The organism is Lacihabitans soyangensis, assembly GCF_024343775.1.
Classification (GTDB): Bacteria; Bacteroidota; Bacteroidia; order Cytophagales; family Spirosomataceae; genus Leadbetterella; species Leadbetterella soyangensis.
In genome coordinates this window covers 43,553-55,279 of record NZ_RJUF01000195.1, presented here as the reverse complement: position 1 = coordinate 55,279, position 11,727 = coordinate 43,553, and the positions used below count along the sequence as shown (strand labels likewise).

The window sequence follows — 11,727 nt, the reverse complement described above, 5'->3', positions numbered from 1 at the left end:
GGGGAGTTTTTTTATTCAAAAATAACGTTTTTAGAAAGTCCTTTTCGGTGTAGCCAATACTGCACAGAAGTTTGTAAACATCCAATGCCGTATTTCAGGCTTCTTGAAAAATTGATAGACGAAGCCTCTTCAAAATATTTAGTTGGGCAGGTGATTTCGGCCACTTCGTAGTTTTTGTTAAAAATCTGACAGAGCATCTGGTTGTCAAAAACAAAGTCATCAGAGTTGGCCATAAAATTGATATTGCGAATCACTTCCGCCGAAAAAGCCCTGTAACCAGTATGATATTCTGAAAGTTTTTGGCCGATAATGAGATTTTGAGCAAAAGTCAGGAATCTGTTAGAAATATACTTGTACATCGGCATTCCGCCTTTCAATGCACCTTTTCCAAGAATTCTGGAGGCGATAACCACAGGATATAGCCCCTCGGCTATGATACTCACCATCGATCGAATCAATAAGGGAGTGTACTGATAATCAGGGTGTAGCATAATGACGATGTCGGCACCGAGTTCAAGAGCTTTGTTATAGCAGCTTTTCTGATTTCCACCATAGCCTTTGTTGCTTTGATGAGCCACAATGTGTTTTATTCCTATATGTCTGGCCATTTCTATCGTAGTATCCACCGAGGCGTCATCTACCAACACCACCTCGTCCACAATGTCAAACGGAATCTCATCGTAGGTTTTTTTGATGGTAGCGGAGGCATTATATGCCGGAAAAACCACCACCACTTTTTTATTATTAAACATATATTGGGCTCTTTTTTTGGTGCAAAATATGCATTAGTTCGCCCAAATATAATCAAAAAGTGTGCCTTTGGCTTTTTTTGCAAGACAGATTTAGACTTTTTTGATTTACTGGATATTGTATTTGATGCCCAAAAATACCCTTCGACTTTGAAGCGAAGTATAAACATAAGTGGGGTCAAAGGTAAGTCCGTAAGGGTTTTCTGCTGTTCTCTCAGCCTCGCCGTATTCATTGAAAATCACTTTTTTGTCAAATGGGTCGTTGGCCCTCGAAATCAAGAATGGTAAATTCCGATAGGGAACAAAATTGAAAATGTTCTTTACACCACCGTAAATTTTGAAATCCTCACCAAACGCCCTTGTCAATTGCAAGTTTTGGATATTGGTCCAGGGTGATTTTCCTGGGCGTGGGTCGTATTCGTTGAGTAAGGGCAACCTCATTGGTCCCACCAAATTTGCGGAATAGTCTATCAAGATTTTTGGTTTCATTATTTCATACGAAATCGTATAATTGGCAGAGAATTTTTCGGTGAAATACGGAACAGTTTTTACTCCATTTTCATTTTTTTGAACATCCAGAAAAGTTACTCCGCCCATCAGTTTTAAGCCGTTTTTGAGATTCAAATCAATATTTACATTCGAACCTCTCGAAATTAGAAATCCTTCAAGGTTTTTATAAATAATCTTATATGTAGTGTCGTAATCTGGAATAATTTTGTTGGAAAAGTAAGTATAAAAAGCCGATGCGTCTAGTCCAAAAAAGCCGTCGTTGAGTAATATTTTTTTGTTGAAATTAAGGTTGATATTCCAGCTTTGTTCGGGTTTTAGGTTTTCGGTTATTTCCACTTCTCTTGCTCCAGTCATAGCTGCATGTTCCTCGGCAAAAACATTGACTATTCTGTAACCTTTTCCAACATTTAGTCGCAAAATGTTGAGTTTATTATTCCATTTCAAAGCCAACCTTGGTGTGAATATCAACCCGTGATTTTGGTTATAATCGAGCCTTACTCCCTCCAAAGTTTTGAAATTTTCTCCGATTTTACGTTCATGTTGAGCAAAAATGCCTGGTACCCAAACTTTCAGAGGTTGGTTCTGTTTTTCTGATTGGGTAGCTACTGTGTTGTCGTCATAGAAATTGTATTTCAGGGGTAGGCCAATCAGCAAATCATCGTTTCCAATGGTTTTCTGGTATTTGGTAAGCAGAAAACCTATATGTTGCGTGCCTATCAAGGGCACATTTCCATAGAAAGAGTCTTGTTGGTGAGAATTGTAAGAGTAGTTAATAGACAATGCATTAGAGAGATTCTGTGCTCCAATAACTTCCACTCTTTTGGTGAAAATACTCTCGCCATATACTTGATCAGTACCTCTGAACCTCGGCGTCCAGTTGGTTTGGCCGCCCCATCGGTTTTCATAGAAATAACGAAAAGCTACAGAGCCAGTTTTGCCTTGAAATTTATTGAAGACCGAAATCCTGTTTTGAAGGCTCAAGTCTGTGAAACCATCTAGGTTTTTATCTATTATTTGGCCAAAATTGAAGTAATTTACGCCTAAAAGAGCATTTACTTTGCCCAATTTGTATTTTAACCCCAAATCTGAATTCCATTCGCCCCAACTCGTGCTGTTGGTTTCTAAACTCAGTTTGGGGCTTTTTAATGGCACTTTGGTAATGATATTTATCAGTCCGCCCACAGCCTCAGAGCCATAAAGCGTGGATGCTGGCCCTTTTACCACTTCAATCCGCTCAATAAGACCGTTTGGAATTCCGAATAGGCCATAAACCGAGCCAAGTGAGGAAACTATGGGCATTCCATCAATCAGAATCATAGTGTACGGGCCTTCCAAGCCATTGATGTGTATATCGCCCGTGTTACACACATTGCAGTTAACTTGTGGCCTCACACCATTCACACTCTGCAGTGCTTCGAAGATATTGGGAGTGGGATTTTTTGCAAAAAAGGCAGGTGTTATAATATCAATAGGAATGGCACTTTCGGCTTTACTCATTTCTTTCAAATTTCCAGTCACCACTACCTCGTTTAGCTGACTGGGGTCGTCATTTAGTTCTATTTTTACAAAAGTATTTTTGTCGAGAATGACTTCGGTTTGTTTCTCGAGCATGCCTATGAAGCTGGTTATCAGCGTCACTTTTCCCTTTTGAAGGTTTTTGAAAGAGAACTCTCCCTCTTCATTGGTGGTCGTTCCTATTGTGGTGCCTTTGATTTTTACGCTGGCAAAAGGTAACTTTTCACTTTTTGCTTTGGTGAATATTTGGCCTTTCAACTCATATTGCCCGGGCGAAATGTTCGCAAAGGACATGATAATGAGTAAAATAAATATATATTTTTTCATGAATCGATTCTAATCAATGCACAAAGGTAGTAGATTAAAACTAAAATGTTAGATTAGTCTAACAAAAATTTTAGATTAAATATTTATTTCAGAAAATAAAATCGGATAAATTTGTGAATGATGACTTTGACAGAGGAAAATTATTTAAAGGCTTTGTTTCATTTAAGTACTGAGAATGAAGAAGTTTCGGTGTTGGATTTGAGCAAAAGTCTGACCATAAAAATGCCTACGGTAAATAGTATGGTCAAGAAACTCTCAGGTAAAGGTTTGATTTCTTATGAAAAGTACAAGCCACTTATGCTCACCCAAAGTGGTAAACGTGCCGCTGGACTCATCATCAGAAAGCATCGCTTGGTAGAGATGTTCTTGGTGCAGCATTTGGGCTTTGGTTGGGACGAAGTCCATGAGATTGCGGAACAAATAGAACACATCAAATCTCAAAGATTTTTTGACAGGATTGATCAATTACTAGACTTTCCAAAGGTTGATCCGCACGGTTCACCAATTCCTGACATCAACGGAGAGGTTGTTTTTCAGAATTACAAAAAGCTGGAAGAATGTGTTGAAAATCAAATGGTTATGTTCATGTCTGTTGGTTCTTCTCAGGATAGTTTTTTGAAATTAATCGATAAGTTAAATCTAAAACTGGGCGATATTATCAAGGTTTTAGAGATTCAGGAATTCGATAAAACCATGCGAGTTTTGGTAAATGAAACCTCCGAACAAAACTTGAGTCAGATGGTCGCTGCTAATATTCTGGTAAAAACTTAACCGATTTCAGTATTTTTTGAGACCTTTAAAAGTGGTGGTTAAATCTTCAATAACTACGGTCATTTCAATATTTTGACCTGAAACTACTGCCAATTCCTTTCCATCTTCCATTAAAGAAATACCTCCATCGGGTTTTCTATTGAGAATCAATCCTTTGTGTTCTTCTTTTTCGGTTTTCAATATGCCGTTGGTCTTTTCTTCAAAAATTAAGGTTAAATCGGCCGTTATTTCGGTAGTTCTAAATATTGTAAAATTTAGGTTTAGGAAGTTAGTTCCACTTTCTAGGGGCAAGGGGATCTCGGTTCCACCCAAAACGATCGAAATTCCTTTGTATTCACCTGCCACCAAATCACCTAAGGTGGGGTTGTTTTCGGTTTTTTCGCAGGAAGAAAATAAGAACGTTACGGATAGCAGTAAAAGCAAAAGATGATTTTTCATTTTTGTATTATTTGGCACGTTTTTGGAGTATGCATTATTAGGAATATTAAAAAATGCTCAAAAAACGTACCGTAAAGACTCCAAAAGTCTTTTTTTTAGAAAGAAAACTTTCAGAATATTTTGAAAATTCAAAATAACTATTTTAATTTGGAACTTATTGTACGTGCTATTATATAACAGACCTATTTTATGGAATTACAAGAAGCGAAGGATCGGTTTATCCATACCTGGGGTACCCTTGCCACACAGTGGGGGATAAACAGAACTATGTCGCAAATTCACGCATTGCTTCTGCTTTCACCCAAATCGCTCAATGCCGATGAAATCATGGAAGAATTACAGATTTCGAGAGGCAACGTAAACATGAACCTTCGTGATCTTATGAGCTGGGGTCTGATATATAAACAACTACTTCCTGGCGAGCGTAAAGAATATTTTCAAGCCGAAAAGGATATTTGGAAGGCCGCAAGACAAATAGGTAGAGAAAGACGCAGAAGAGAACTTTCTCCAATACTCGAAACGATGGAGGAAATCAAAAAAGGTGTGAGTGACAATTCGCCCGAAAGTGCCGAATTTCTGAAAGTTGTAAATGATATTTATGCAGTAGCTGGCTTTGCCGACAATACTCTGGAACTAGTAACCAAAGCCGAAGAATCGTGGTTGACTTCTACTTTTATGAAGTTGTTCAAATAGGAGAGTGGCTAACTTATTAACAGAACATTGCTAATCGAAATTTGCGATTCGTTAATCTTAAATCGCCAGTCTTAAATTGTTAATCTCAAATCGTAAATAAAACGCTTTTCTCACTTCGGCAACGCTCTTTCCAATTGTTTTTTCTTGTTCCAAGGTGCAGTGGTTTGACGAGCCATGTCTATCAACACAATGATTACACCTAGCACAAATAGAAAGAATACAATCTTAAAAATTTTATTGTTCTTCATCTCAATTTAGATCTTTAACGTCTACTCTTTTCACCAAAGAACCCGATTTTTGAGAAATTTCAGCCCAGCTCAAATCATCGAATTTTAAATGAATCACTGTGGCTTTTGACATACTTCCGCCACAGTCTTGACTTGAAAGGTAATCAGCAAAAAATGTAATATCTGGGTTATGGCCAACAATAATTACAGTTTCCAAACTTTCATTTAGCCCATTTAAAAGTGCTAAATAACCTCTGGGACCGCTTCCGTAGAGACCATCGGCCAATTCAACATTGTCGGTGTCGAATTTTAGTTGCTCGGCTATCAAATTGGCTGTCGTATGAGTTCTTGTAGCCGGACTACAAAGAATGGCGTCTATTTTTAATCCGTTGTCTTTAAGGTATTTACCTATTCGAGCCGATTCCATTATACCTCTTGAGGTAAGTTCGCGGTCTCTGTCTCGTACCATGGCAGAGTTGGTTATGTCTTCGGCTGTGGCGTGTCTTACGAGTAGTAAATTCTTCTCCATTTCTTTTAGGCTTAGAACTTTATAATTTTACTTTGGTGCTTGGTTTAAAACGATTTTTTCTAAAATCTTCGGGAAAAATCTTTTCAAATATACTCCCAATACTTCTTTTCCGCCAATATAAATCTCACTTTTGTCGGCTTTGATGGCTTTAACTATTTTGCTGGCACATACCTCTACCGGAATTCCGTTAGCTTGGTTGTTGTCCATTTGCCCGTGCTGTGAACCATCAGCCCCAATGGCGTTTATAGAGATTTCCGTTTGTATATATCCTGGGCAAATCATGGTCACCTTGATGTTGTCGTTGTGAACCTCAGATCTCAATGCATCAAAAAAACCATGCAAGGCATGCTTAGAGGCACAATAGCCCGATCTTTTTGGCGAACCCAGTTTGCCAGATAAACTACTGGTAACAACTATATGACCCGATTTTTGTTTCACCATTTCGGGCAAAACCACTTTGGTGAGAGCTACCACACCAACCAAATTGATATTAATTATTTTTTGAAAAACTTCTAGATTACTCTCCAGCACTCCGCCTCTTTGAGATATTCCGGCATTGTTGAAAAGCAAATCTATTCTGCCAAAGGTATTTAAAACGCTTTCTTTGTGTTTTTCAAATGAAGCAAAATCTTCAACGTCTAAAGGAAGCACAAGTATATCGTTATCAGGTAGATTACATGCTTTTTTTACCCTTTCAAGTTCCTCTTTTCTTCTAGCAGAAAGTACGAGCTTAGCTCCTTCCTTGGCCATTTGGTAAGCGGTTGCTTCTCCTATACCCGAGGAAGCTCCAGTAATCCAAACTATTTTATCCTTTAAGTCTTTCATTTATAAATTTAGGTTTGTGCAAAGGTAAAATTTTAATAAATCAATTGTCCCGCCTTTCAAAAAAAAAGACTTTCACCCAAGGCAAAAGTCTAATTTCAAAAAAATCTAAAATTGTTAATCTAAAATCTTCAATCGTTAATCCAAAATCGTCAATCTAAAATCAACAATCGTCAATCGAATCAATCGAAAATCGAATCATCCATATCCACCTCTAAACTTGTAAGAGCTAGATACTTTGTCGATGGCCAAAATGTAGGCCGCCAGCCGCATTGGTACTTTATGTTTTTGAGAAATGTCGAAGACGTTGTTGAAGGCGTCTTTCATCGCTCGGTCGCTTCTACGGTTTATTCTGTCGAGTGTCCATTTATACCCGATACGGTTTTGTACCCACTCAAAATACGAAACAGTAACGCCACCCGCATTGGCCAAAATATCAGGAACCACCATGATGCCTTTTTCATTGATAATGTCGTCAGCCTTTGCAGAGGTCGGTCCATTAGCTCCTTCCACAATAAGTTTGGCTTGTATTTTTCCGGCATTGTTTTTAGTGATAACGTCTTCTTTGGCTGCAGGAACCAACAAATCAACTGGTAAAAATAATAATTCTTCAGCGTCAATTTTTTCGGCTCCACCAAAACCTTCCAAAGTGCCGTTGTTTGCATTTCGGTAAGCCATGGCTTTGTCTATGTCAATTCCCTTGTCGTTAAAGTATGCACCACTGATATCGCTGATACCTGTTATAGAGACACCTTTTTCGTGCAAAAGTGCCGCCGCATGTGAGCCAACATTTCCAAAGCCTTGAACGGCTGCAGTCGCACGGTAAGGGTTCAGTTTAAGTTTTTCCATACCGGACAAGGCTGATACCATTACCCCTCGCCCTGTAGCCTCCGTTCTTCCTAACGATCCTCCTAGAACAAGGGGTTTTCCAGTAACTACGGCTTGCACCGTCATGCCTTTTGCTTTGGAATATTCATCCATCAACCAAGCCATTTCTCTTGGGCCGGTGCCCATGTCTGGAGCCGGAATGTCCTTGTCTGGCCCAAAGATATCAAGCATCGAGAGTGTATATGCCCTCATCAATCGCTCTATCTCACCTGCCGACATATTTCTTGGGTTACAAGCTATGCCACCTTTTGCTCCACCGTAGGGTATATCCACAACAGCACATTTCCAAGTCATCCAAGCTGCTAAAGCCCGCACTTCATCAAGGGTAACATCTGGATCTAGCCTGATTCCTCCTTTTCCCGGACCTAAAATAGTAGAGTGAATTACCCGATAACCTTCAAAAACTTCGATTTTGCCATTGTCCATCGTTACCGGCAATCCTACAATTACTTGTCGGGCGGGTACTTTCAATATATTGTACATTTCGTCGCTGATTCCAAGGATTTTCACCGCAGCGTCAAACCTAGACATCATTGACTCCAAAGGATTTTCTTTGTCCTTTATTGGAGCCGGCTCTAAATAGGTCATTTATTTTATTATTTGATTTGGGTGCAAACTTAATACAAAGTTTTCGATTCTTTCAAATTTCATATTTATTCTAAAATTAGTTATATTGATATTTTGGCAAAAAGAAATAGATAAATAGGTGTTTGAGTTTAAAAACAGTCGATTCTATGGCTTTTGTAAAAAATGAGATATGAAAATTTTTTTCTACAAAATTATATTTGGTTGAAGCTACTGATTCGAATGCCCCTTAGTTTGCCCAAAAGCTAAATTTGAATCATTTTTTTTGTAACCAATTAAGTTTAATCAACACCTTGATAAACAGTCAATTTTGGGAATATTTAAAAAAAGATTGCTAGTTTTTTTAAATGACTTATATTTGCGGAAATTTTTAAAAACTACTTATTAACAACCCAAAGAAAACAGATTTAATTATGGCTAATTCAATAGAAGAAAAAACCAGATATTCGGAAACCGAATTGGCAGAATTTGAAGAAATTATCAATAAAAAATTGGCCGCCACTTATAATGAAGTTAACTTCATAAAAGAGACATTAAGTAGAAAAAACGACAACGGTACCGATAACACCGCGGTGGGTTCTAAAACGCTCGAAGACGGTGCAGACGTGAGAGAAAAAGAACAACTGAGCCAGTCGGCTTCGAGACTTCAGAAGTTTGCTTCTCAACTTGAGGCGGCACTTATCAGAATCAAAAATGGCACGTACGGTATTTGTAGGGATTCGGGCAAGTTAATTCCGAAGGAAAGACTTAGGGCGGTTCCTCACACTCAGCAGACTATTGAATCTAAACTAAAACAATCTTAAAACTTGCCTCGTGCAAGTTTTTTTTTGTTTAATTCTCCTATTTTTGTTTTCAAAACCTTGAAAATGAAAAACATCGTTCTATTAATTTTTACTTTCCTCCAAAGCCTAAGCGGTTTTTCTCAATCTTCTGATTTGCCGCAAGTCAGTGTTAAAGCCAATGAGTTCATCGTGAATAATAAGCCATTTGTGATGAGAGGGCTGAACACCAGCGATCCTGAAAAATTATCCAATCAAGGTCATTGGGACTTGGCCTATTTTGAAGCAATGAAATCTTGGGGTGCAAATGTGGTCAGATTTCCGGTTCACCCAGCTGCTTGGCGGAGAGTAGGAAAAGAAAAATACTTAAAACTGCTTGATGAAGGAGTATTATTGGCAAGAAGTCAGAAAATGTACGTCATTATTGATTGGCATTCGATAGGGAATCTCAGAACAGAAATGTATCAGGCAGAGGGATACGAAACTACACAAAAAGAAACTTTTGAGTTTTGGCGAACAATGGCCAAGCACTTTAAAGGAAATAATACGGTTGCGTTTTTTGAAATCTTCAACGAACCTACCACTTACAATGGTGAGTTGGGGACTTGCAGCTGGCAAGATTGGAAAAGACTCAACGAGGAAATAATCGGAATCATCAGGGCACATGGAAATACCGCCATACCGCTAGTTGCGGGCTTCAATTGGGCTTACGACTTAACTGAAATTGCCTCTGAGCCTATCAATGCTGAAGGAATTGGCTATGTTTCGCATCCTTATCCTCAGAAAAGACCAAAACCATGGGAAGAAAAATGGACCAAAGATTGGGGATTTGTAAAAGAAAAATATCCACTGATTTTAACCGAAATCGGGTTCGCTGGTGCCGAAGAAAAAGGTGCCCATGTGCCTGTAATTAGTGATGAATCCTACGGAGAAGCCATCATGAAATATTGCGATACAAAGAATATTTCTTGGGTAGTTTGGGTTTTTGACCCAAGCTGGGCTCCTAGTTTATTCTCCAACTGGAACTACGACTTGACACGTCATGGTGTATTTTTCAAAAAAGCTTTGATGGAGAGAAAAGATAAGTAAATAGAGATCCCTAATCGAGATTGTTGATTGAAGTAAACCAAATACATTCCAGAGGTACGGAGAAATTAGAAATGCGTTTTCTTCTAGAATCTGATAGTTGCGGTTTCTGACATTCATAGTTTACTACAATAAAAAGTGCCAATTTTTTGGTATTCTCTAAAAAAAATACAAAAAAAGATTTGTTTCAGATTTGTTTTATCATGCAGAATTCATAATTTTGCAGTCCAAAAATCAGTAGATAAATTTTAAATATTTCATAAATGGCAAATATTGGTAAAATCTCACAAATCATCGGACCCGTTGTGGACGTAAGTTTTGAGGGGGAAGCCGCTTCTCTACCTGCAATATTAGATGCTTTGTCTGTAACAAAGTCAAATGGTCAAAAAGTAATCCTTGAGTGTCAGCAACACCTTGGTGAAGATAGAATCCGTACCATCGCTATGGATAGTACTGACGGTCTTCAGAGAGGACAAGAAGTTACACACTTGGGTACTCCAATAACAATGCCTACAGGCGAAGAAATAAAAGGTCGTCTTTTCAACGTTGTGGGCGAGGCTATCGACGGTTTGGGAGCTGTTAACACTCCAGGTCTTTCGATTCACCGTAGTGCACCAAAGTTTGAAGATTTGGCTACTGCCACTGAAGTATTATTTACTGGTATTAAAGTTATCGACCTTCTTGCTCCTTACGTAAAAGGTGGTAAAATTGGTTTGTTTGGTGGTGCTGGTGTGGGTAAAACCGTATTGATCCAAGAACTTATCAATAACATCGCTAAGGCTTATGCTGGTCTTTCAGTGTTTGCCGGTGTAGGTGAGCGTACTCGTGAAGGAAATGACCTTCTTCGTGAGATGATCGAGTCAGGCATCGTGAAATACGGTGAGGCTTTCAAACATTCAATGGAAGAAGGCGGATGGGATCTTGACTCAGTTGATAGAGAAGCTTTGAAAGAGTCTCAAGCTACATTTATATTTGGTCAAATGAACGAGCCTCCTGGTGCTCGTGCGAGAGTAGCCCTTTCGGGTCTTACTGTTGCAGAACACTTCCGTGATGGTGACGGCGAAGGTAAAGGACGTGATATCCTTTTCTTTATTGACAATATATTCCGTTTTACACAAGCGGGTTCTGAGGTATCTGCCCTTTTGGGTCGTATGCCTTCAGCGGTAGGTTACCAACCAACATTGGCTACGGAGATGGGTGTGATGCAAGAGCGTATTGCCTCAACAAAAAGAGGTTCAATCACTTCGGTACAGGCCGTTTACGTACCTGCCGATGACTTGACTGACCCTGCTCCAGCAACAACTTTTGCTCACTTAGATGCCACTACGGTATTGAGTCGTAAAATTGCTGAGCTTGGTATTTATCCAGCGGTGGATCCATTGGATTCATCTTCAAGAATTCTTTCGGCAGAAGTTTTGGGCGATGCTCACTACGACTGTGCTCAAAACGTGAAAAACATTCTTCAGCGTTATAAAGAATTGCAAGATATCATCGCCATCCTTGGTCTTGAAGAACTTTCAGAAGACGATAAATTGGTTGTATCTCGTGCTCGTCGTGTTCAACGTTTCCTTTCTCAGCCATTCTTTGTTGCAGAACAATTTACAGGTTTGAAAGGCGTACTAGTGGATATCAACGATACCATCAAAGGATTCAACAAAATCATGGCTGGTGATTACGACCATCTTCCTGAAGCTGCTTTTAACTTGGTAGGTACTATCGAAGACGCAGTAGTGAAAGGTGAGAGATTGATTGCTGAAGCTTCGAAATAATTGGTTAATTTGAATAATCAAATTGACACATTAATAAAT

At 38.9% G+C, this 11,727-nt stretch carries 12 protein-coding genes; 5 read left to right on the top strand and 7 right to left on the bottom strand.

From position 1 onward, the window contains the following. Positions 1-11: 11 nt before the first annotated feature. Together EGI31_RS24480 and EGI31_RS24475 are read right to left on the bottom strand one after the other, a co-directional pair. Positions 12-752 carry a glycosyltransferase family 2 protein gene (locus EGI31_RS24480; protein WP_255039833.1) on the bottom strand — a complete coding sequence of 247 codons (741 nt, stop codon included), beginning with the start codon at positions 750-752 and terminating at the stop codon, positions 12-14. Between the two features lie 105 nt (positions 753-857). Further along, on the bottom strand, positions 858-3,101 hold the full coding sequence (locus EGI31_RS24475; RefSeq protein WP_310586243.1) for a TonB-dependent receptor: 2,244 nt from the start codon (positions 3,099-3,101) through the stop codon (positions 858-860). A 117-nt stretch (positions 3,102-3,218) separates the two neighbouring features. Between EGI31_RS24475 and EGI31_RS24470 the strand changes: the two genes are divergently transcribed. Then, positions 3,219-3,872, top strand: coding sequence for a metal-dependent transcriptional regulator (locus tag EGI31_RS24470; RefSeq protein WP_255039831.1), 654 nt, complete (start codon positions 3,219-3,221; stop codon positions 3,870-3,872). Between the two features lie 6 nt (positions 3,873-3,878). Here EGI31_RS24470 and EGI31_RS24465 read toward each other — a convergent pair whose 3' ends face one another. Continuing rightward, positions 3,879-4,310: a hypothetical protein gene (locus EGI31_RS24465; protein WP_255039830.1), complete on the bottom strand. Its 432-nt coding sequence runs from the start codon at positions 4,308-4,310 to the stop codon at positions 3,879-3,881. Positions 4,311-4,499: 189 nt separating this feature from the next. On the opposite strand from EGI31_RS24465, the gene EGI31_RS24460 reads away from it, so the two are divergent. Then, positions 4,500-5,003: a GbsR/MarR family transcriptional regulator gene (locus tag EGI31_RS24460; protein ID WP_255039829.1), complete on the top strand. Its 504-nt coding sequence runs from the start codon at positions 4,500-4,502 to the stop codon at positions 5,001-5,003. Between the two features lie 110 nt (positions 5,004-5,113). Here the strand turns inward: EGI31_RS24460 and EGI31_RS24455 are convergent, their stop codons facing one another. The 4 genes from EGI31_RS24455 to EGI31_RS24440 all read right to left on the bottom strand — a co-directional run bounded on the left by EGI31_RS24455 (position 5,114) and on the right by EGI31_RS24440 (position 8,057). Then, positions 5,114-5,251, bottom strand: a complete 138-nt coding sequence (locus tag EGI31_RS24455) for a hypothetical protein (protein WP_255039828.1) — start codon at positions 5,249-5,251, stop codon at positions 5,114-5,116. A 1-nt stretch (position 5,252) separates the two neighbouring features. Continuing rightward, entirely contained in the window at positions 5,253-5,759 is a 507-nt protein-coding gene (locus tag EGI31_RS24450) for a SixA phosphatase family protein (RefSeq protein WP_255039827.1), read from the bottom strand. A 27-nt stretch (positions 5,760-5,786) separates the two neighbouring features. Continuing rightward, the gene (locus EGI31_RS24445) at positions 5,787-6,584 is read right to left on the bottom strand and encodes an SDR family oxidoreductase (RefSeq protein WP_255039826.1); all 798 of its coding nucleotides are present in this window, start codon (positions 6,582-6,584) and stop codon (positions 5,787-5,789) included. Between the two features lie 195 nt (positions 6,585-6,779). After that, a complete protein-coding gene (locus EGI31_RS24440; protein ID WP_255039825.1) occupies positions 6,780-8,057 on the bottom strand; it encodes a Glu/Leu/Phe/Val family dehydrogenase in 1,278 nt (425 codons plus the stop codon). A 410-nt stretch (positions 8,058-8,467) separates the two neighbouring features. On the opposite strand from EGI31_RS24440, the gene EGI31_RS24435 reads away from it, so the two are divergent. The 3 genes from EGI31_RS24435 (at position 8,468) to atpD (ending at position 11,688) form a co-directional block, all read left to right on the top strand. Then, positions 8,468-8,857, top strand: coding sequence for a TraR/DksA family transcriptional regulator (locus EGI31_RS24435; RefSeq protein ID WP_255039824.1), 390 nt, complete (start codon positions 8,468-8,470; stop codon positions 8,855-8,857). A gap of 63 nt (positions 8,858-8,920) precedes the next feature. Beyond that, positions 8,921-9,922: a glycoside hydrolase family 5 protein gene (locus EGI31_RS24430; protein ID WP_255039823.1), complete on the top strand. Its 1,002-nt coding sequence runs from the start codon at positions 8,921-8,923 to the stop codon at positions 9,920-9,922. 260 nt (positions 9,923-10,182) lie between these two features. Then, positions 10,183-11,688: a F0F1 ATP synthase subunit beta gene (gene atpD, locus EGI31_RS24425; RefSeq protein ID WP_255039822.1), complete on the top strand. Its 1,506-nt coding sequence runs from the start codon at positions 10,183-10,185 to the stop codon at positions 11,686-11,688. Positions 11,689-11,727 lie beyond the last annotated feature (39 nt).

Excerpts from the sequence above, each read along its gene's own strand:
- EGI31_RS24480 (WP_255039833.1), bottom strand. The coding sequence starts at position 752 with ATGTTTAATAATAAAAAAGTGGTGGTGGTTTTTCCGGCATATAATGCC.
- EGI31_RS24475 (WP_310586243.1), bottom strand. The coding sequence starts at position 3,101 with ATGAAAAAATATATATTTATTTTACTCATTATCATGTCCTTTGCGAAC.
- EGI31_RS24470 (WP_255039831.1), top strand. The coding sequence starts at position 3,219 with ATGATGACTTTGACAGAGGAAAATTATTTAAAGGCTTTGTTTCATTTA.
- EGI31_RS24465 (WP_255039830.1), bottom strand. The coding sequence starts at position 4,310 with ATGAAAAATCATCTTTTGCTTTTACTGCTATCCGTAACGTTCTTATTT.
- EGI31_RS24460 (WP_255039829.1), top strand. The coding sequence starts at position 4,500 with ATGGAATTACAAGAAGCGAAGGATCGGTTTATCCATACCTGGGGTACC.
- EGI31_RS24455 (WP_255039828.1), bottom strand. The coding sequence starts at position 5,251 with ATGAAGAACAATAAAATTTTTAAGATTGTATTCTTTCTATTTGTGCTA.
- EGI31_RS24450 (WP_255039827.1), bottom strand. The coding sequence starts at position 5,759 with ATGGAGAAGAATTTACTACTCGTAAGACACGCCACAGCCGAAGACATA.
- EGI31_RS24445 (WP_255039826.1), bottom strand. The coding sequence starts at position 6,584 with ATGAAAGACTTAAAGGATAAAATAGTTTGGATTACTGGAGCTTCCTCG.
- EGI31_RS24440 (WP_255039825.1), bottom strand. The coding sequence starts at position 8,057 with ATGACCTATTTAGAGCCGGCTCCAATAAAGGACAAAGAAAATCCTTTG.
- EGI31_RS24435 (WP_255039824.1), top strand. The coding sequence starts at position 8,468 with ATGGCTAATTCAATAGAAGAAAAAACCAGATATTCGGAAACCGAATTG.
- EGI31_RS24430 (WP_255039823.1), top strand. The coding sequence starts at position 8,921 with ATGAAAAACATCGTTCTATTAATTTTTACTTTCCTCCAAAGCCTAAGC.
- atpD (WP_255039822.1), top strand. The coding sequence starts at position 10,183 with ATGGCAAATATTGGTAAAATCTCACAAATCATCGGACCCGTTGTGGAC.